General features: G+C 75.2%; 16 protein-coding genes. 6 read left to right on the forward strand and 10 right to left on the reverse strand.

Annotation, left to right across the window (positions count from 1 at the left end; translation table 11 throughout):
- Nucleotides 1–69: 69 nt before the first annotated feature.
- Nucleotides 70–2835, forward strand: a complete 2766-nt coding sequence (locus ADL08_RS19470; RefSeq protein ID WP_053644651.1) for a helix-turn-helix transcriptional regulator — start codon at nucleotides 70–72, stop codon at nucleotides 2833–2835.
- Nucleotides 2836–2895: 60 nt separating this feature from the next.
- Here ADL08_RS19470 and ADL08_RS19475 read toward each other — a convergent pair whose 3' ends face one another.
- Nucleotides 2896–4635 carry a putative Ig domain-containing protein gene (locus ADL08_RS19475; protein WP_053644652.1) on the reverse strand — a complete coding sequence of 580 codons (1740 nt, stop codon included), beginning with the start codon at nucleotides 4633–4635 and terminating at the stop codon, nucleotides 2896–2898.
- A 369-nt stretch (nucleotides 4636–5004) separates the two neighbouring features.
- Between ADL08_RS19475 and ADL08_RS19480 the strand changes: the two genes are divergently transcribed.
- On the forward strand, nucleotides 5005–5283 hold the full coding sequence (locus ADL08_RS19480; protein ID WP_053644654.1) for a GlsB/YeaQ/YmgE family stress response membrane protein: 279 nt from the start codon (nucleotides 5005–5007) through the stop codon (nucleotides 5281–5283).
- A gap of 120 nt (nucleotides 5284–5403) precedes the next feature.
- On the opposite strand, the gene ADL08_RS19485 is transcribed toward ADL08_RS19480, so the two are convergent.
- The 7 genes from ADL08_RS19485 to ADL08_RS19515 all read right to left on the reverse strand — a co-directional run bounded on the left by ADL08_RS19485 (nucleotide 5404) and on the right by ADL08_RS19515 (nucleotide 13658).
- Nucleotides 5404–6087, reverse strand: coding sequence for a GntR family transcriptional regulator (locus ADL08_RS19485; RefSeq protein WP_053644656.1), 684 nt, complete (start codon nucleotides 6085–6087; stop codon nucleotides 5404–5406).
- An 80-nt stretch (nucleotides 6088–6167) separates the two neighbouring features.
- Nucleotides 6168–7172 carry a proline racemase family protein gene (locus ADL08_RS19490; RefSeq protein WP_053644658.1) on the reverse strand — a complete coding sequence of 335 codons (1005 nt, stop codon included), beginning with the start codon at nucleotides 7170–7172 and terminating at the stop codon, nucleotides 6168–6170.
- A 53-nt stretch (nucleotides 7173–7225) separates the two neighbouring features.
- The gene (locus ADL08_RS19495; protein WP_053644659.1) at nucleotides 7226–8140 is read right to left on the reverse strand and encodes a dihydrodipicolinate synthase family protein; all 915 of its coding nucleotides are present in this window, start codon (nucleotides 8138–8140) and stop codon (nucleotides 7226–7228) included.
- Between the two features lie 88 nt (nucleotides 8141–8228).
- On the reverse strand, nucleotides 8229–9728 hold the full coding sequence (locus ADL08_RS19500) for an NAD(P)/FAD-dependent oxidoreductase (RefSeq protein ID WP_053644661.1): 1500 nt from the start codon (nucleotides 9726–9728) through the stop codon (nucleotides 8229–8231).
- Nucleotides 9709–10029, reverse strand: coding sequence for a (2Fe-2S)-binding protein (locus tag ADL08_RS19505; RefSeq protein WP_053644663.1), 321 nt, complete (start codon nucleotides 10027–10029; stop codon nucleotides 9709–9711). The genes ADL08_RS19500 and ADL08_RS19505 overlap by 20 nt, the downstream gene beginning before the upstream one ends.
- Nucleotides 10026–11213, reverse strand: coding sequence for an NAD(P)/FAD-dependent oxidoreductase (locus ADL08_RS19510; RefSeq protein WP_053644666.1), 1188 nt, complete (start codon nucleotides 11211–11213; stop codon nucleotides 10026–10028). The genes ADL08_RS19505 and ADL08_RS19510 overlap by 4 nt, the downstream gene beginning before the upstream one ends.
- Before the next feature lie 129 nt (nucleotides 11214–11342).
- A complete protein-coding gene (locus tag ADL08_RS19515) occupies nucleotides 11343–13658 on the reverse strand; it encodes a collagenase (protein ID WP_053644668.1) in 2316 nt (771 codons plus the stop codon).
- Nucleotides 13659–13968: 310 nt separating this feature from the next.
- On the opposite strand from ADL08_RS19515, the gene ADL08_RS19520 reads away from it, so the two are divergent.
- Together ADL08_RS19520 and ADL08_RS19525 are read left to right on the forward strand one after the other, a co-directional pair.
- Nucleotides 13969–15216, forward strand: coding sequence for an SLC13 family permease (locus tag ADL08_RS19520; RefSeq protein WP_053644670.1), 1248 nt, complete (start codon nucleotides 13969–13971; stop codon nucleotides 15214–15216).
- An 87-nt stretch (nucleotides 15217–15303) separates the two neighbouring features.
- A complete protein-coding gene (locus ADL08_RS19525; RefSeq protein ID WP_053644672.1) occupies nucleotides 15304–15759 on the forward strand; it encodes a tellurite resistance TerB family protein in 456 nt (151 codons plus the stop codon).
- A 16-nt stretch (nucleotides 15760–15775) separates the two neighbouring features.
- Here the strand turns inward: ADL08_RS19525 and ADL08_RS19530 are convergent, their stop codons facing one another.
- Together ADL08_RS19530 and ADL08_RS19535 are read right to left on the reverse strand one after the other, a co-directional pair.
- On the reverse strand, nucleotides 15776–16714 hold the full coding sequence (locus tag ADL08_RS19530) for a M56 family metallopeptidase (RefSeq protein ID WP_053644674.1): 939 nt from the start codon (nucleotides 16712–16714) through the stop codon (nucleotides 15776–15778).
- A 5-nt stretch (nucleotides 16715–16719) separates the two neighbouring features.
- The gene (locus tag ADL08_RS19535) at nucleotides 16720–17124 is read right to left on the reverse strand and encodes a BlaI/MecI/CopY family transcriptional regulator (protein WP_053644676.1); all 405 of its coding nucleotides are present in this window, start codon (nucleotides 17122–17124) and stop codon (nucleotides 16720–16722) included.
- Nucleotides 17125–17486: 362 nt separating this feature from the next.
- On the opposite strand from ADL08_RS19535, the gene ADL08_RS19540 reads away from it, so the two are divergent.
- On the forward strand, nucleotides 17487–17978 hold the full coding sequence (locus ADL08_RS19540) for a hypothetical protein (protein WP_053644704.1): 492 nt from the start codon (nucleotides 17487–17489) through the stop codon (nucleotides 17976–17978).
- Nucleotides 17979–18058: 80 nt separating this feature from the next.
- Nucleotides 18059–19501, forward strand: coding sequence for a flotillin family protein (locus tag ADL08_RS19545; protein WP_053644678.1), 1443 nt, complete (start codon nucleotides 18059–18061; stop codon nucleotides 19499–19501).
- The last annotated feature ends 12 nt before the right edge of the window (nucleotides 19502–19513 follow it).

A 19513-nucleotide genomic window follows, 5' to 3' on the forward strand; every position in this document is an offset into this window, starting at 1 on the left:
ATCCCTCGTTCCCTCCCGGGAGGGGCCGGTGCTCTGGCCGGGGAGCCGGGGGGCGCCTAGCGTGCGTCCATGACCACAGACGTCGCCGACGGCGGCGGGATCGGCCGTCGCCGCCCCGTCCGCGACACCCCCGACGCCGTCGTCGGCGAGGTGACGGAACTGCTCGCCCGCCACGGCGGGGTCGTCGTCCACGGTCCGTGGGGCGCCGGGAAGAGCACCCTCCTGGAGGCCGTGTGTCAACGGTGGAGCGGCGGGGTGCGGCACGTCCGCAACCGGCCGGGGGACGAACTGCTGCCCTGTTCGGGTCTGGTGCAGCTCTCCGAGGAGTTCCTGCCGTACGCGGGCGGGGAGGTCGACGCCGCGACCAGGCTGCGGCTGCGCGTCCTCGCCGCGCGGACGCTGCGGGAGACGCCGCGTCCGCTGGTGGTGGTGGACGACGTCCAGTGGCTCGATCCGGTCAGCGCCGACGTCCTGGGCCACGCGGCCGGAGCGGTGGGGCGCGACCGCCTCGCGGTGGTCGCGGCGGAGCGGACCGTGGGGCCGCCGCACCGGGCCGCGGAGTTGCTGGGCGGCCATCCGCCGGTCGTCCCGGTTCCCGCGGCGGGACACGGGGAGGTCGCCGACCGGTTGGAGGCGCTCGGTCTCCCGGCGCGCTGGAGCGCGGCCGTCCTGCGTCACTGCGGTGGCAACCGCGCCCTCCTCGCGGCCTGCTGCGAAGGGCTGGCACGGTGGCCGCCCGCGCGGGGCGGGCCCCTCGGGCCCCTGCCCCTCGACGGTCTGGAGCGGGCCGACGCGCTCGCCGACGCGTGGTTGCGCACGGTGCCGGAGGAGGTGCGCCGGACGCTGCGCACGGCGGCCCTGGCGCACCGGCCCGACACCGACCTGCTGTACCGGGCGGGCCACCGGGAGGCCCACGACCACGTCGCCCACGCGGTGCGCGCCGGTCTGCTGACCGCCCTGGACGGCCCGGACGGCACCGGCCCGACCGCCGTCCGGTTCTCCGCCCGGGCCCTGGCGCGGGCCGCCGCCGGGACCGGCACCGCCGCCGACCGCCGCCGGGACCACAGGGCCCTGGCCGCGGCGGTCTCCGATCCGGTGCGCGCCGTGTGGCACCGGGCGACGGCCGCGGAGGGGACCGACCGGCCGACCGCCGAGGACGCCGCGCGGACCGCGGTGACCGCGCGGGCCGCGGGGGACCGGGACCTGGCCTCCGGACTCATGCTGCTCGCCGCGCGTCTGACCCCGCCCCAGCTGCCGGGGCTGCGGTCCGAGCGGCTCGCCGAGGCCGCCCTGGACGCGGCGGCGGCGGGGGACGTCGGGGGCGCCCACCACGCGGCCGAGTGCCTCGTGCGCGAGCACGGCGCTCCCGAGCAGCGGGTGAAGGCGCTGCTCGCGGTCGTCGACGTCTGCGGGCAGGACCTGACCACCACGGAGACGCTGTTCGCCGCGGCCCGTGGCGCCGCCCGTGACGACCCGCGGCTGCTGGCCGCCGTCGAGCTGCGGGCGGCCATCCGGGCCAATGTCGCCGCGGAGGACTTCGACGGGTCCCTCGCCCATGCCCGCACCGCCGCCGCGCTGGCCCGCGGTGCCGGCGACGACGCCCTGCACGCGGCCGCGCTGACGATGGCCGCGCGCATGGAGCGCGTGCTGGGGCGGCCGGACGACGCACGTGCCACCCTGCGGTCGGCGCTGGCCCTCGCGGTGCCGCCCCACGCCCTCGGGGTCGCCAACAGTCCCGAGTACCTCGGGGCCCGCCTCGCCGTCTTCGACGGGCACCTGCCGCAGGCACGCGCCTCGCTGCTGGCCCTGCTTCCCGTGGCGCAGGCCGCCGGGGGCGCGGAGGACCTCACCGACCTGTGCCGCAGCCTGGCCGAGGTCGACGCCGGGCTCGGTGCCTGCGCGGACGCCCTGGCGTGGGCGGCGCGGGCCCGGTCGTACACCCGGGAGGCGAACCTCTCCCCCGGCCCCGTCTGGTACACCTCCGCCCTCGTGCACTGTCACGGCGGTTCGTTCGAGGAGGCCGTGGACTACGCCCTGCGGGGCCTGCGGGCCTCGCGGTCGGAGGGGGACCGGCTCCACACCACGCGGAACCTGTGGATCGCGGGGGCGGCGCACCTGCACTGCGGACGGATCGGGCAGGCCCTCGCCGCCTTCGAGGAGCTGGCCGCCGGCGGGGGGTCGTCGCGGCCGGACGACCCCGGCGCCCTGCGGTGGCAGGCCGACGCCGTGGAGGCGTTCGCGGCCGCCGGGCTCCTGGAGCGGGCGCACGGGATGCTGGACCGGCTGGACGAGGTGACCGCCGCCCACGCCTCGCACGCCTTCGCGCGCGCCACCGTCTCCCGGGCCCGCGCCCTGTGCCTCGCGCGGGCCGGGGACCTCGACCGGGCGGCCGGCGCCTTCGAGGAGGCCGCCGCCGCGTTCGCCGTCCTCGGCCGGCCCGTCGAGCAGGGGCGCACGTTGCTGGCGTGGGGGCGGGTCGAGCGCCGGCGCCGGCGGGTCGCCGCGGCCAAGGCCGTGTGGGAGCGGGCCCGTACGGTGTGCGCCGCGGCGGGCGCGCACCCGTGGTCGGCGCTCGTGGAAGGCCACCTCGCCCGCCTCGCGGGCGCCTCGGCCGGGACCGCCGGTCCGGACGGCGGGGAGGCGTACCGGCTGACCGACCGCGAGCGGCTCCTCGTCCGCCTGGTCGCCGAGGGGAGGAGCAATCCCGAGGCCGCCCACCGGCTGTTCGTCTCCCGCAAGACCGTGGAGGCGATGCTCAGCCGCGTCTACCGCAAGGTCGGGGTGCGCAACCGCACCGAACTCGCCGCGCTCGTGGGGCCCGGCGAGGGCGTGTGAACGGCCGCGCCCCGGGCCCCGGTCGGGAACCGGGGTCCGGGGTGCGGGATCCGGAGGGGGTCAGGACCAGACGGTGAAGGTGACCGTGGCGGACGCCTTCTTCCCGGTGGCGTCGGTGACGGTCAGGGTGACGTTGCGGAAGCCCCAGGCGGTGGGGGTGCCGGAGACGACTCCGCTCGCCGCGTCGATCCCGAGGCCGGCGGGCAGGCCGGTCGCGGAGAACGCGTACGGCGCGGTGCCGCCGCTCGCCCGGAGGGCGAGGCTGAAGGGGCGTCCGACGGAGAGGTTCTGGTTGCCGGGGGCGGCCAGGACCGGGCCGCCCGTGCCGGGGGCGGTGACGGTCCAGGTGAAGGAGGTGGAGCCCTTGCGGCCGGTGGTGTCGGTGGCCGTGACGGTGACGGAGGAGGTGCCGGCCGTGGTCGGGGTGCCGGATATCGTCCCGGTGGCCGGGGCGATGGACAGGCCGGCCGGGAGGCCGGTGGCGGACCAGGTGTAGGGGGCGGTGCCGCCCTCGGCGCCGTTCCTCAGTTCGACGGGGGTGCCGGTGGGGCTGGTTCTGGCGGCGACGGCGGCGACGGTGACCTCGCCGGGCTGCGGGGTCGAGGTGACCAGGGAGGCGCCGAACTTGGCGAGGGCCTCGTTCACGGGCTGGAAGATGGTGAACTTCTCGCCGCTGCCCGAGGAGCAGGTGGCGCTGCCGCCTCCGGAGTGCAGGCCCACGGCCTTTCCTCCGGTCGCGGTGACGTAGGAGCCGCCGGAGTCGCCGCCGGCCGAGCAGGCGCTGGAGTAGGACAGGCCGTTGATGACGACGTTGCCGTAGTCGACGCTCTGGTTCACCTTGGTGACCTCGCCGCACTGGAGTCCGGTGGTCTGGCCGGAACGGCAGATCGCGGTGCCGACGACGGCTTCGGCGCTGCCGGTGAGGGTGACGTCGCCCTTGCCCCATCCGGAGACCGTCGGGGCCGTCTGCCAGCCCGCCTGGTCGACGTCGACGATCCCGAAGTCGCCTTCCGCGGCGTTGACGCTGCCGGTGCCGTTCTTGTTGGAGGTGCCGACGCGGGTGCCGTCCTTGCCGTAGGCGGCCTGGTCGGCGTCGTTGGTGCAGTGACCGGCCGTCAGGAAGGCCTTCGCCCCGCCGGAGCGGGTGACGGAGAAGCCGATGGAGCACGGGCTCTCCGCGCCCGGCACCCACTTCTCCCCGCCGACCACGTTCCCGCCCTGCTGCCGGGGCGCGTCCTCGGACTCGGTGATCGCCACCAGGTCGCCGAGGCCGGCGAGACGGGTCCTCAGCGCGTCGGTGGCGGCGGTGCTTCCGGCGGGGTCGAGGACGACCTCGACCCGGTTGCCGCGCACGTCGGGTCCCCAGGAGAGCAGGCCGGGGACGTTCTCGGCCCACCGGCCGACCTGTCGGGCGGCGGCGTCGAGCGCGGCGGCGGAGTGCCGGACCCGCTGGGCGACGGCTCCCGCCCGGCGGACCGCGTCGGCGTCGGCACCGGTGGTGACGGCGGCGTGCAGGCGCCCGTCGGAGGCGTCGAACCACAGTCCCGGGACGCGGTCCCCCACCGTGGCGCGCACGGCGGTCGCGACCCGTTCCGCGGCCTGTTCGGCGGCTATCCGGTCGCGCACGCCGTCGGCGGACAGACCGAGGTCGCGGCCCATCGCCGCGCGCACGTCGGCGGGCACCGGGACGGCGGGGGACGGAGCCGGAGGACCGGCGTGGGCGGGGAGGACGCCGAGCCCGACGACGGCGGTGACCGTCGCGAGTCCGGTGAGGAGGTGGCGGTGTCGTACTGGACGCATGGGGGCGTTCCCTTTCGCGGAAGGGGAGGGGGCCGCGCGGACGGGCACCGGGGGGATTCCGTCCGGCGCCCCGCCGCTCGGGACTGGGCACAGCCTCGGGGGTCGTCGGCCGTCGTGGACAGCGGGGAACTCCCTTGTGTCCACGGGAGTCCCCTCCGCCGTGTCCGCGGCGCGGAGGAGGGCCGGTCAGCGCTCGCGCGGCGGACGGATCCGCGGGTGGCCGGGCGTCGGGGCGCTCCCTCGTCGCCGCCGCCCGGGCACGGCCGGAGCACCGGCGCGAGGTTTTTCCGGCGGGGGGCGTTTACATGAGCCCGATGGGTCCAGACGAAGAACTGACAAGTTCCTTATGTGACGGACTGGAGAAGCATCGTGGGCATCATCGCGTGGATCCTCATCGGCCTGATCGCCGGCGCCGTCGCCAAGGCCCTGATGCCGGGCAAGGACCCCGGCGGCATCATCATCACCATGCTCATCGGCATCGCCGGCGGCCTGCTCGGCGGTTGGCTCGGCAAGGTCGTCTTCGGCGTGGACTCCGTCGACGGCTTCTTCGAGATCTCCACCTGGATCGCGGCGATCGTCGGCTCCGTCATCCTGCTGGCCCTCTACCGCCTCGTCACCGGCAACCGGCACTCGCACCGTCACGCGTGACCCGCGCGCACCGCACGTCGGTTCCGAACGGCTCCCACCCCTGTGCGCAGGGCGGGAGCCGTCGGCGTTTCCCCGCCCGTCAGGCGGTCCCGCGGCGGCTCGACGGCCTTCGGGAGGACGTCAGGCGCCCGCCGGCCCGTCGCGGCCCTCGGCCCACAGGGAGCGGACGTGGCCGAGGTGGCGGCGCATGCAGGCCTCGGCGCCGCGCGCGTCCCCGGCGATCATGAGGTCGAGGAGTTCGACGTGCTCCTCGGCGGAGGAGACGAGCAGTCCGGCCTCGTCCAGGCCCGTCAGGCCGTAGAGGCGGGAGCGCTTGCGCAGGTCGCCGACGGTCTCGACGAGCCGCTCGTTGCCGGAGAGGCCGAGCAGGGCGAGGTGGAAGCGGCGGTCCGCCTCCAGGTAGCCGATGAGGTCGTGCTCGCGGGCGCGGGCGACGATCTCCTCGGCGACCGGGCGGAGTTCCTCCAGCTGTTCCCGCGTGGCCGTCTTCGTGACCCGGCCGACGGTGGGGACCTCGATGAGGGTGCGCAGTTCGGTGTACTGGTCGAGGTCGCGCTCGCCGACCTCGGTGATGCGGAAGCCCTTGTTGCGGACGGGCTCGACCAGGCCCTCCCGGGCCAGGTCGAGCATGGCCTCGCGGACCGGGGTGGCGGAGACGCCGAGGTCGCTCGCGAGGCCGGGGGCCGAGTAGACCTCGCCGGGGCGCAGCTCCCCGGCGATCAGGGCCGCGCGGAGGGCGTGTCCGACCTGGTCGCGGAGCCGTTCCTGCGCCCTGACGAGGCCGTACTGCTTCAGGTCACCCATCGTGCGTCCTCCGAGAAGTCACGGAGGGGCATCGTACAATGTCACGTTTCGCCTCTCGGGCCGCCCGCCGCCGACGGGTCTCAGAGCCGGAAACCGGCGGGGAACGGGTCGTCGGGGTCGAGGAAGTACTGCGCCGTGCCGGTGATCCAGGCCCGGCCGGTGACGGTCGGGACGACGGCGGGCCGTCCGCCCACGGTGGTCTCGCGGGTGATCCGGCCGGTGAACTCGGTGCCGATGAAGGACTCGTTGACGAAGTCGGCGCCCGGGGCGAGCAGCCCCCGGGCGTGCAGCTGGGCCATGCGGGCGCTGGTGCCGGTGCCGCACGGGGAGCGGTCGAACCAGCCGGGGTGGATGGCCATGGCGTGGCGCGAGCGGGTCGCGTCGGAGCCGGGCGCGGCCAGGTAGACGTGCTTGACCCCGGCGATGGCGGGGTTCTCCGGGTGGACGGGCCGGTCGGGTCCGGCGTTCACCGCGGCCATGACGGCGAGTCCGGCGGCGAGGAGTTCGTCCTTGTGGGCGCGGTCGAAGGGCAGCCCCAGGGCGTCGAGGTCGACGAAGGCGTAGAAGTTGCCGCCGTAGGCGAGGTCGTAGGTGACGGTGCCGTACCCGGGCACGTCCGCCTTGAGGTCGAGACCGACGCAGTACGAGGGCACGTTGGTGAGGGTGACCGCCTTCGCCGCGCCGTCCTCCACCCGTACGTCGACGCTCACGAGCCCCGCCGGGGTGTCGAGGCGGACGGTGGTGACCGGTTCGACGACCGGCACCATGCCCGTCTCGACGAGGACGGTGGCGACCCCGATGGTGCCGTGGCCGCACATCGGAAGGAGGCCGGACACCTCGATGTAGAGGACGCCGTAGTCGGCGTCGGGGCGGGTGGGCGGCTGGAGGATCGCGCCGCTCATCGCCGCGTGGCCGCGCGGTTCGTACATGAGGAGGGTGCGGACGTGGTCGAGGTGCTCGGCGAAGTGGAGCCGCCGCTCGGCCATCGTGGCGCCGGGGATCACCCCGAGGCCGCCGGTGATCACCCGGGTGGGCATGCCTTCGGTGTGGGAGTCCACCGCGTGGTAGACGTGGCGGGTGCGCATGGGTCCCCTTCTGTCGGTGTCGTGAGGACGGACGGACGGGCGGTCGTACGGGGTTACGCGTGGCCCTCCGCGAGGACCTTCTCCGTGGCGGCCCGCACGGCGGCCTCCTGCTCGGGCGCGAGCGGGAGCCGGGGCGGCCGGGTGATGCCGCCGTGGTGTCCCGCGAGGTCCATGGAGAGCTTGATCGCCTGGACGAACTCGGTCTTCGAGTCCCAGCGCAGGAGCGGGTGGAGGGACCGGTAGAGCGGGAGGGCGGTGTCGAGGTCCCCGGCGACGGCGGCCCGGTAGAGGGCGGCGCAGGTGCGCGGGAGGGCGTTGGGGTAGCCGGCGATCCAGCCGACCGCGCCGGCGAGGGCGAGTTCGAGGAGGACGTCGTCGGCGCCGACGAGCAGGTCGAGGCCGGGGGCGAGTTCGGCGATCTCGTAGGCGCGGCGGACGTCCCCGCTGAACTCCTTGACGGCGACGACGCTGCCGTCGGCGTGCAGCCGGGCGAGGAGGGCGGGGGTGAGGTCGACCTTGGTGTCGAGGGGGTTGTTGTAGGCGACGACGGGCAGGCCGACGGCGGCGACGGCGGCGAAGTGGTCGCGCACGGCCGCCTCGTCGGCCCGGTAGGCGTTGGGCGGCAGGAGCAGGACGGAGCCGGCGCCGGCCTCGGCGGCCTGTTCGGCCCAGCGGCGGGCCTCGGCGCCGCCGTACGCGGAGACGCCCGGCATGACGCGGGCCCCGTCCCCGGCCGCCTCGACGGCGGTGCGCACGACGCGGGCGCGCTCGTCGTCGGTGAGCGTCTGGTACTCGCCGAGGGAGCCGTTGGGGACGACTCCGTCGCAGCCCTCGGCGATCAGCCGGGTCACGTGCCGCGCGTAGGCGTCGTGGTCGACGGAGCCGTCGGCGCGCAGGGGGAGGGCGGTGGCGACCATGATCCCGCGCCAGGGGCGGTCGCGGTGCACGGGGGCTTGCTCGTGGACCATGAAAGGACTCCCTTGTGTGGTGTGTGACATTTTACTGACGAACCCATAGGCCACAAGATGCCGACGGGCGGCTGCTTCTGACGGTAGATCAGTTCTCGGTACGGTCCCGTTCCGGGAGTTCCGCCAGGTGCCGGAGCGGTACGGGGCAGGAGAGCGGGCGCCGGTCCGGGACCGCCCCTCCCCCGGGGGCGTGCCCGGCGAGGGCCGCCACGGCGGGGCCGCACATGCGGCCCTGGCACCAGCCCATGCCGGCGCGGGTGAACAGCTTGACCGTGCGGGCGTCCCGCGCGCCCAGGACGTCGACGGCCTCCGTCACGCGGGCGGCCGGCACCTCCTCGCAGCGGCAGACCTCGGTGTCCGGCCGCAGCCATCCGGTCCAGCCGGGACCGGGCCGGTGCACGGCGCCCATCGCCCCGGCGAACGCGCGCAGCCGGTCGCGGCGGCGCCGGAGCGCGGCCTCGCAGGGCTCCGGCGCCCGGCCGCCGAGGAGGGTGCGGGCGACCGACATAGCCGCCAACTCGCCTTCCACTACCGCGAGTCGGGCGCCGCCGATGCCGCCCGTCTCCCCGGCGGCCCAGACGCCGGGGACCGAGGTCGACTGTTCGGCGTCGAGGGCGAGGGCGGCCGTCCCGTCGGCGGCCGTGCGCGTCGCGCAGCCGAGGGCCGTGGCGAGTTCCAGCTGCGGTACGAGGCCGTGGCCGACGGCGAGCGCGTCGCACGGGATCCGGCGGCCGGTGCCCGGCAGAGGGCGCCAGTCGGACCCGAGCCGCGCCACGGTCACCGCCTCGACGCACGCGGAGCCGTGGGCCTCGACGACCGCGTGACGGGCCAGGAGTCTGGTGCCGTACCGCAGCAACGCGCCTCCGTGCAGGGCCCCTTCGGCGAGTTTGCCGGGGGTGCGGAGAAGCGCCGGAAGGAAACCGGAGTAGCCGAGGTACGCACCGGCCTCGACGACGGCGGGGACACGGGCGCCCGCCGCCGCGAGGGAGCCCGCGACGGCCAGGAGCAGGGGGCCGCTGCCGGCCACGACGACCCGGCGGCCGGGCAGGACGAGCCCGCTCTTGAGCATCGCCTGGGCTCCCCCGGCGCCCACCACGCCCGGCAGCGTCCAGCCGGGGAAGGGAAGTTGGCGCTCGTGGGAGCCGGTGGCCAGGAGCACCGCCCGGGCCCGGACGGTCGCGGCGGCGTCGCCGTCGTCACCGACGGCCACGGCGTGCAGCCTCCAGCCGGGGCCCTCGGGCACCACCGTCCAGACGTGGTGTCCGGACAGGTGGGCGACCCGGCCCGCCCGGACGAAGCCGTCCAGGGCCGCCGTGCGGCGGGTGAACTCCCGCCAGCCGTGGTGGAGCGCCCCCGGCCGCCGTGCGCCGAGGCCGGGCGCGGGGTGCCGGTGGTACTGGCCGCCGGGCCGCTCCCCCGCGTCGACGAGCACCACCCGGAGCCCGCGCCGGGCCGCCTCCACGGCGGCGGCGAGCCCGGCGGGCCCGGCACCGACGACGGCGAGGTCGAACGGCTCGGACGACTCCGGCGGCTCCGGCGGCTCGGGCGGCTCGACCGACTCGAACGGTTCAGACGGCGAGTCCGGCACGGCCCGTCCCCTCCTGCGTCGTGACGGCGTCGCCGGGGCGGGCCGGAGTGAGGCAGGCGCGCCGGTTGGGGCGCCCGTTGACCGTGACGAGGCAGTCGAAGCAGCTGCCCATGCCGCAGAAGACCCCGCGCGGCGCCCCGGCGTTCCTCGTGGTGCGCCAGGTCAAGACGCCCGCGCTCCACAGGACGGCGGCGACGGACTGGCCGTCGAGCGCGGGGACCGGGCGGCCGTCGAACGTGACGGTGAAGGCGGCCTCGGCCCGGCCGCCGACCAGGGCGCGTGGGGTACGGCGTCGTCTCATGGGGTGCTCTCCCGTCGTCCGGGGCCAGAAGGGTGGTCGAAGCGTTCCGGCCGGAAGGACGCCGGGTCCGGGCCCTGCGCCGTCTCCCCCGGCTCCCCCGTGAGCGCGGCGGCGATCAGGAGCGCCGTGGCCGGGGCGAGGCCGATGCCCGCGCCCTCGTGGCCGCAGGCGTGCAGCAGCCCGGGGACGCGCGGGTCGGGCCCGATCGCCGGGAGGTGGTCCGGCAGATAGGGGCGGAAGCCGTGGTAGGCGCGCAGCACCCGCACGTCCGCGAGGACGGGGAAGAGCGCGGCGGCCTGGGCGGCGAGCCGGCGCAGGGCCTCGGTGGACGGCGAGCGGTCGAAGCCGACGCGCTCGCGGGTGGCGCCGATGAGCACGGGCCCGGCGGGGGTGCCCTCGACGACGGCCGAGGACTGGAGCGCGGCCGAGCCGCTGGCCACGTCCGCGATGTAGTCGGCGGCGTACACCTTGTGCCGCACGACCCTGGGGAGGGGTTCGGTGACGAGGACGAAGCCGCGCCGGGGCCGTACCGGAAGCTCCGTGCCGGCGAGTGCGGCGACCGCGCCGCCCCAGGTCCCGGCCGCGTTGACGACGGCGGGGGCGGTGAGTTCGCGGCGGGCCGTGCGGACTCCGCGCACCGCCCCGGAGGGGGTGCGCAGGACGTGGGTGACCTCCTCGCCGAGGTGGACGGCGGCGCCGGAGGCGGCGAGGAGGCGGGCCGCCGCGCGGGCGGGCTGGACCTGGGAGTCCTGCGGGTAGTGGAAGCCGCCCGCGAGGCCGTCGGCGAGGTGGGGTTCGAGGGCGCGCAGCCCGTCGCCGGGGACCTCGGCGGCCTCGACGCCGGCCGCCCGCTGCCCCTCCGCGAAGGCGCGCAGGGCCTTGAGGGCGGTCGGGTCGGGCGCCACGACGAGGCCGCCCTTGGCCTCGTACTCGATGTCGGGCGGGAGCAGGGCGGAGAGGTCTCGCCAGAGGCGTACGGAGAGCAGGGCGAGGTCGAGTTCGGGTCCGGGTTCCTTGTCGGAGACGAGGAGGTTGCCCTCGCCCGCGCCGGTGGTGCCGCCCGCGACGGGGCCCCGGTCGACGACGGCGACGGAGAGTCCGGCGCGGCCGGCGAAGTAGGCGCAGGCGGCTCCGACGACGCCCGCGCCGATGATCACGGCGTCCGGGCTCTGGCTCTTGGACACGGCGGTACGGTGTCACCTTCCTTGGCGGAGGAACAGGGCGGGTTCCCCGGAGGGGGAACGGGGCGGGCCGGGGCCGGAGGGCGTCGGGGATCGCCCGACCGCGCGCCCTCCGGTCCCGGTGCGCGCGGCTCAGCCGCGCAGGGGTCCCTCGCAGCTGTAGCCGGAGGTTCCCGCGCGTCCGCCGGTCCAGATGTCGACGGGACCGAAGGAGCAGTTCATGTCGGCCAGGTTGTTCGAGGCGGCGCCCGCCCGGTCGAGGAGGAAGTAGTCGACGGTCTCGGACATGTCCCGGAAGACCTGGTCCGTGCTGGCCGCGTTCGCGAGGTTGGCCGTGATCCGGCCGGTGCAGACGAAGCGGCGCCCGCCCGGCGCGCCGGTCTCGGCGCAGACGGGGGTGTTGGAGGTCGCGGCGGCGAAGGAGGCGGCGACGTCGGCGGCCCGGGAGTCGCGCAGCCGGTCGTTCGGCGTGAACGTGGTGACCGGCACGTACAGGCGGTCCACCTCGGGGATCCGGGCGTCCAGGAAGGAGTCGTAGCCGCGCTGGAGCGCCGTGTCGGAGCCGAGCCGCGCGCGCCAGGCGTCGTACGCGGACACGTCGTCGGCGCGCAGGTGTCGGTACATCTCGCGCAGCAGGGACGGCTTCTCGGTCCAGAGGTACTCGAAGAAGGTGCCGGCGTAGGAGTAGAAGCGGAATCCGTCGCCGTCGTACGTGGCGTTGAGGATCTGGCGCACCGTCATGCGCGGTCCTCCGCCCGCCGTGTCGGAGATGACGCCGCGCACGAGCGACTTGCGGACGGCGACGCCGTCGTCACGGGTGGCGCCGGCGAAGAACTCGGCCGTGCCCTCGTCCATGGCGGTGGTGCGGTCGTTCTGGTACCAGGGGCCCTCGCCGAAGAAGCCCGGCACCGCGAACCGGCCGTTCAGGTAGTGCGTGTACTCGTGCCGGAAGAGCTCTTCGAGGGTGAGCGTGGAGTCCTGCGGGACGCGCCGCTCGTAGGTGTAGAAGGTGGCGCCGCGCTCGATGTAGATGCCGCCGTTGTTCGTGTCCATCCCGGTCAGGATGGGGTGGTACTGCTCGTAGTCGGCGCGCGAGGCGTACAGGACGATGTTCAGGGTGGTGTTGGGGTCGCCGGCCAGGGGCTCCTGGGTGCCGAGGACCCGGTGGAAGTGCGCCTTGACCCGCTTGCTCGCGTGGTAGAGCGTGTCGACGGTCGCGCGCGGGAGACCGGTGCGGACCTTGAGGGCGCCGTTGTCGTACGTGTAGGTGTACGGGAAGATCCGGCGCTCGATGTCCGCCTTGCACACCCCGTAGGGGGCGCAGGCGTCGTAGAAGTTGAGCCAGGAGACGAGCGAGGCCCACGGCGCGCTCGCGGTGCCGAAGGTGGTCTCGACCGGGCCGAGGAGGGCGCCGAGGTCGGCGACGACTCCTTGGCGCAGGCCGTTGATCTGGCCGAAGCGGCCGTACTCGCTCAGCGCGTCGCGGGCGACCCAGGCGTTGGCGGTCCCCTTCAGGTGCCCGTGGCCGGAGAAGGCCTTGAAGGCGGCGCGGTACGCGGGGTCGGCGGCGGCCGCCGCGTGGAAGGCGGCGTCCTGGTTGCCCGGGTAGACGCCGAGGTAGTTGACGGAGAGCCCGGCGAGCGCGGCGTTCGCCCAGGCCGGGTCGAGCCGGGTCGCGGTGCGGTCGGCGCCCATGGTCGCCAGGACCTTGCGTATCAGGGGCAGTTGGTGCTGGCGCAGGCCCGGGGCGCTGGCCGCGTAGAGGGCTTCGCGGAGGGTGGCGGCGTTGGCCGGGGTGGCGTCGAAGGTGCGGACGGCCGTGCCGAAGTCGCCGACGGCGCGGCGCACGGCGTCGACGGTCGGAGCGTCGGTGGTGTCGATCTCGTCGCGCGAGAAGTCGTGGTAGGCCACCGCGTGGAGGTAGGTGAACAGCTCCTCCAGGTGGGAGGAGTTGCGTCCGTCGTGGCTCGCGGCGAGCGAGGAGGCGCGCCGGGCGACGGCCTGGACGTGGGCGTCGGACATGACCGGGGCGAGCCGGGCGTCCCAGGTCCAGACGAGGCCGCGCAGACAGCCGTCGGCGGTCACGGCGGGGTCGGCGAGGAAGTCGGCGAACCGCTCGGGGGCCAGGCCGGTGACCCCGTCGAGGGTGCAGGGCGCGGCGGCGGACCGCCGTGCGGCCTCGCGCGGCGCGGTGACGGGGGCGGGCCCGGGGATCCGGCCGGCGACGGCGCCGCCCGGGGCGGGTGCGGGGGCGGCGGTGGCCGGGGGCGCGGTGGCGAGGCGGTCGACCTCGTCGTACGGGTGGGGCCGGGCCTCGGCGGCGGGCGCTCCGAGCGGCGAGGCTCCGCCGGTGGCCGCCTGACCGGCGGCCTGTCCGACCGGGACGAGCAGGCCGGCCGCCAGGACGGCGGCGAGCAGGGTGGTGCGCACGGATCTGTGCTGGGACACCAGAACTCCTGTGTCGGGAGGGGGATGTGGGGGTGGTTCCCAGTCAACTCGCCTTGCTGTGCGTCGAGTTGACGTCGCTTACAGCGGTTGGTGCGAGCAGTACCATAGTAATGTGAAATTGCACTGACAAGGGGGTGGCGGGGTCGGGACGCGGAAAACACGGTGGGAGCGGGCCCGGGCGGGGGGGGCGGGCGAGACGCGTACGGGCCGGGGCCCGGCGTCCGGCGTCCGGCGTCCGGCGTCCGGCGTCCGGCGAGACTCGCCGGACCCCCGGGGCGGCCCCGTTCCCGCCGACCCGGATGATCGGCACATGCTCGTCTCGTTCGTGTCCGTGCTCGCCCTGGCCGTGGTGCTCTTCTGCGCCGTCGTCCGCCCCTTCCGCCTGCCCGAGGCGGTCTTCGCGCTGCCCGCCGCCGGTGCCGTCCTCGCCGTGGGGGCGGTCACGCCCGACGCCGTGCGGGAGGAGGCCGAGCGGCTCGGGCCGGTGATCGGCTTCCTCGCGGCCGTCCTCGTCCTCGCCAAGCTCTGCGACGACGAAGGGCTCTTCCACGCGTGCGGCGCCTGGATGGCCCGCTGGTCCCGCCGCCGGCCCCAGCGGCTGCTCGGCGCCGTCTTCGGACTCGCCTCGCTGATCACCGCCGTCCTGAGCCTGGACGCGACCGTCGTCCTGCTGACCCCGGTGGTCTTCGCGACGGCCGCCCGGATGGGGGCCCGCCCCGAACCCCACGTCTACGCGAGCGCCCACCTGTCGAACACGGCCTCGCTGCTGCTGCCCGTCTCGAACCTGACCAACCTGCTCGCCTTCACGGCCACCGGCCTCGGCTTCACCCGGTTCGCGCTCCTGATGCTGCTCCCCTGGCTGACCGCCGTCGCGGTCGAGTACGCGGTCTTCCGGCGCTTCTTCGCCCGCGACCTCGCCGCCCCCGCCGACTCCACGGAGCCGCCGGAGCCCGTCGCGCTCCCGCTCTTCGCCCTGGTCACCGTGGCCGCGACCCTCGCCGGATTCGCCGTCGCCTCGGCCACCGGCGTGGATCCGGCCTGGGCGGCCGCGGCGGGCGCCGCCGTCCTGGCCGTACGGGCCCTGGCGCGCCGTCACACCACTCCGCGCGCGCTCGTCCGCTCGGCCTCGCTGCCCTTCCTCGCCTTCGTCCTGGCCCTCGGCGTCGTCGTCCGCGCCGTCGTCGACAACGGCCTCGGGACCGTCCTCGCCCACCTCCTGCCCGACGGCACCTCCCTGCCGGCCCTGCTCGGCACCGCCGCGCTCGCCGCCGTCCTCGCCAACCTCATCAACAACCTGCCCGCGACCCTGGCCCTGGTCCCACTGGCGGCCGGCTCCGGGCCCGGCGCGGTGCTCGCCGTCCTGATCGGCGTGAACATCGGCCCCAACCTCACGTACGCGGGCTCCCTCGCCACCCTCCTCTGGCGCCGCATCGCGCACCAGCACCGGCATCCGGTCGACCTCGGGGAGTTCACCCGCCTCGGCCTGCTCACCGTCCCCGCCGCCCTCGTCGCGTCGACGGCGGCCCTGTGGGTCTCGCTCCTGGTCCTGGGCGGGTGACGGCCGTCCGCCGACCCCGGGAACTCCCGGCGGCGCCACCGAGTTCTACACATACGTAGAAGTAGGCAATCGACGTCTGGAGTGCTCATGGCCCTGTGGGACCGCGTCAAGGAATCCGCATCGACGATGCAGACCCAGCTGGTGGCGAGGAAGAACGACCTGAAGAGCGGCGCGTTCCGGGACGCGAGCATGGCCATGTGCGCCCTCGTCGCCGCCGCCGACGGCACGATCGACCCCGCCGAGCGCCGCCGGGTCGCCCAGCTCATCGCCACCAACGAGGTGCTGCGGAACTTCGACGCGCTCGACCTCCAGCGCCGCTTCGACGCCAACCTGGACAAGCTCACCGCCGACTTCGACTTCGGCAAGGTCAGCGTCCTCCAAGAGGTCGCCAAGGCGAAGAAGAAGCCGGCCGAGGCCCGCGCCGTCGTCCAGATCGGCATCGTCATCGGCGGCGCCGACGGCGACTTCGACAAGACGGAGCAGGCCGTGGTGCGCGAGGCGTGCTTCACCCTCGACCTGCCGCCGCACGAGTTCGACCTCTAGTCCCGCCGGGGCCCGGCTACACCGACGTGGTGGCCGTGTGCAGCACGAGGTAGAGCGTGACGGCCGAGTTGGCCGAGGACAGCGCCGAGACCGTCGTGCCGAAGGCGGCGCCCCAGGCGGCCAGACCGGCCGCCGTGTGCACCGGCGGCCAGGCGCGGCCCACCGGGGCCGGGCGCATCAGGGCCGCCACCCGGCGGGGCACCGGGCCCACCGCCGCCAGGGCGGGGAGCGTGGCGGCGGGCGCGCGCGGGGCGAGCAGCGCGGCCTTGCCGATCGCCCGGGCCACGGCGCGGCGGCTGCCGACCTCGGCCGCCGCCTCCTCGTCGGCCCAGCGCTCGGCGGTGTACGCGACGGCGGTGCGCAGCGGGCGCAGGAACGGGTTGGCCCGGGCCGCCAGGTGGACCGTGAGCAGGTGCCGGTGGTGACGTCCGTTCAGATGGGCCCGCTCGTGCGCGAAGAGGGCCCGCCGCTCGGCGGACCCGAGCCCGGCGAGCATGCCGGTGCTGACCACCACGCGGTCGCGCCCGCGCCCGCCGGGGAGCGCGTACGCGTACGGAGTGCGGTCCGGCAGCACCGCGACGGACGTCGGCGGCAGCCCCGCGAGCGCGCCCGCCGCCCGGCGGCGCACCCGCGACCGCCGCCACGCGGCGACGGCGCAGGAGACGAGGACGGCGAGGAGCGCGGGGATGGCCGTCCGGCCCGCGACCTCGTCGTACGGGACGGCCGCGCGCACGTCGGGGTCCGACCAGCTGTCGGGGAGCGGATTGCCGGGCAGTTGCGCGGTGCCCACGATCATCAGCAGTCCGAGGCAGAGCGTGCTGCACACGGCGGAGACACCGGCGACGGCGGCGAGCAGCCGGGTCGCGGTGCGGGGGTGGAGCCGCTGTTCGGCGAGGCGGGCGACCGGCCACGCGGTCAGCGGAAGGACCAGGGGAAGGAAGACGAAGACTCCCATGACGGTCAGCCTTCCTCCTCCCCGGCCTCCGGGGAGAGGAGTTCACGGAGGAGTCGCTCGTCGTTCGGCGAGAGCGCGGTCACGAAACTGGCCAGGACCGCCTGGCGGTCCGCCTCGGCGTCCAGGACCTTCCGCATCCGCAGGGCGGCGAGCCCCGCCTCGTCCGCGACCGCCGTCCACCGGAAGGACCGGCCGGCGCGCTCGCGTTCGACGGCGCCCTTCGCCCGCAGGCGGGTCAGGATGGTGATCACGGTGGTGTAGGCGAGGCCGCCGCCGAGGCGTTCGCGCACCCACGCCACGGGCACCGGTTCGGACGCCTCGCGCAGGACGGCGAGCACCTGGGCCTCCAGCTCGCCCTGTCCGCGTCTGCGGGCCGGGGCCTCCGCCCCCTCCTCGCTCCGGTCCACCATGCCGCCGCCCTTCCGCTCCTGCCGCGCCCCGCGGCCCCGTCACCGCCCGCCCGGTCGGCAGGCCATCGTACTGAGCGGGCGTCGGAGAAGCCGTACGTCACAGGCCGTCACGGGGCTTCCGCCCCTCCCCGGCGGAAAGGAATTCGGGTAGCCTCGCAGGGCTCGGGAAATTCACCGCCGGAATACCGGCGTGGGCGTCAATGGGTACCGGCACCCATGTTCCGCAGGTCTGCGACATGGGACAATGGGGTACTTTCGCGACGCGGGAGCAGGATTTCACGGCTCGGCGCGAGGACGCGCACGCGAGAAACGCGCGGGTGCGAAAGCGCGAGCCGATCACGGGGGCCGAGGGGGCGCAGCACATGGTTTGGTTTCTCGGATTCGGAATCGCCGGACTGGCCGTCCTGGCCCTCTCCCTCGTTTTCGACGGCGTCCTGGAAAGCGTCGGCATCGGGGTGGACGGATTCCTGTCCCTTCCGGTGATCGCCGGTTTCGTCTCGGCCCTCGGCTTCACCGGGGCGATCGCCACGGGCGCCGCCGGTGCGGGCGCCGTCACCGCGACCCTCGTCGGCGCCGTGGCGGGCGCCCTGGTGGGCTGGCTGACCTGGCGGTTCAGCCGGGCCCTGCTCCGGGACGACGCGCCCGCGCCACGGGGCGAGGACCTGACCGGCACGTCGGGCACGGTCGTCACGGCGATCCCCGCCGTCGGCTACGGCGAGGTCCTGCTGTATCTGGGCGGACAGCCGGTGAAGTACGCGGCGAAGGCCGCCGCACCGGTGGCGCGGGGCGCCGAGGTGTGGGTGGAGTCCGTCCTCTCGTCGACGTCGGTCGCCGTCCGCCCCGTCGAACGCTGACCCCACCGCCTCCCGCCCCTCCCCCCTTTTTTCTTCGTTCCACTCGATTCCACTCACGTTCCACTCAAGGGGATTTCGCCATGAGTCCTGTACTGACAGCGGTCCTCGGGATCGTCGTCCTCGTCGTTCTGCTCGGCCTCGTCGTCGTCACCCGCTACAAGGTCGCGGGGCCGAGCGAGGCGTTCATCATCACGGGCCGGCGCGGCAAGAAGGCCACCGATCCCGCCACCGGGCGCGTCTTCACCGACAACAGCGGCCAGAAGGTCGTGGTCGGCGGCGGCGTGTTCGTCGTTCCGTTCGTGCAGCAGAAGTTCACCCTCGACCTCTCCAGCCGGCACATCCCGGTCGCGGTGCGCGGCGCGGTGACCCTGCGCGGCGTGAAGGCGAACCTGGAGGGCGTCGCGATCGTCAAGGTCGGCGGCACCGAGGACTCGATCCGGGCGGCCGCGCAGCGGTTCCTGATGCAGCAGAACGGCATCGTCGGCTTCACGCAGGAGGTGCTGTCCGGCGCGCTGCGCTCCATCGTGGGCCGCATGTCGGTCGAGGACATCATCCGGGACCGCGCCGCGTTCGCCGGCCAGGTCGCCGAGGAGGCCGAGGCCAGCCTGTCCGGCCAGGGCCTGGTCCTGGACGCCTTCCAGATCCAGGACATCACCACCGAGGGCTCCTACCTGGAGGACCTCGGCCGTCCCGAGGCCGCCCGCGCCAAGCAGGAGGCGGACATCGCCGAGGCCGTCGCCCGCCGCGCCGCCGAGCAGGCCCGGCTGAAGGCGGAGGAGGAGATCGCCATCGCGCAGCGGACCCTCTACCTGAAGCAGGCCGAGATCAAGGCGCAGACCGACGAGGCCGCCGCCCAGGCGAACGCCGCCGGTCCGCTCGCCGAGGCCGCCCGTCAGCAGGACATCCTCAGCGAGCAGGAGAAGGTAGCCGAGCGGCAGGCCGCGCTGACCGACCGTCAGCTCGACACCGAGGTCCGCAAGCCCGCCGACGCCGCCCGCTACCAGGCCGAGCAGGAGGCGGAGGCCCGCCGGATCGCCCTCGTCAAGCAGGCCGAGGCCGACGCGCAGCGCTCCCGGCTGACCGGTGAGGGCGAGAAGGCGCACCGCGCCGCGCTCGCCGACGCCGTCCGCATCGAGGGCGAGGCCGAGGCCGCCGCCATCGCCGCGCGGGGTTCCGCCGAGGCCGAGGCGATGCGCAAGAAGGCCGACGCCTTCTCCCAGTACGGGGACGCGGCCGTCCTGCAGATGCTCGTCGAGGTCCTGCCGCAGGTCGTCGCCAAGGCGTCCGAGCCGCTGTCGGCCGTCGACAAGATGACGGTCATCTCGACCGACGGGGCGAGCCAGCTGTCCCGTACGGTCGCGGACAACGTCGCCCAGGGCGTGGAGCTGCTCTCCGCCACCACCGGGGTCGACCTGGCGCAGCTCCTCCAGGGCATCACCCAGAAGCAGAAGGAACCGCGCAAGCCCCAGGGGAACCAGGGGAACCAGGGGAACCAGGGCGAGGCCGTGGAGATCACCGGCTGAGGAACGGCACGG

It is taken from the genome of Streptomyces sp. NRRL F-6492, assembly GCF_001280125.1.
Taxonomy (GTDB): Bacteria; Actinomycetota; Actinomycetes; order Streptomycetales; family Streptomycetaceae; genus Streptomyces.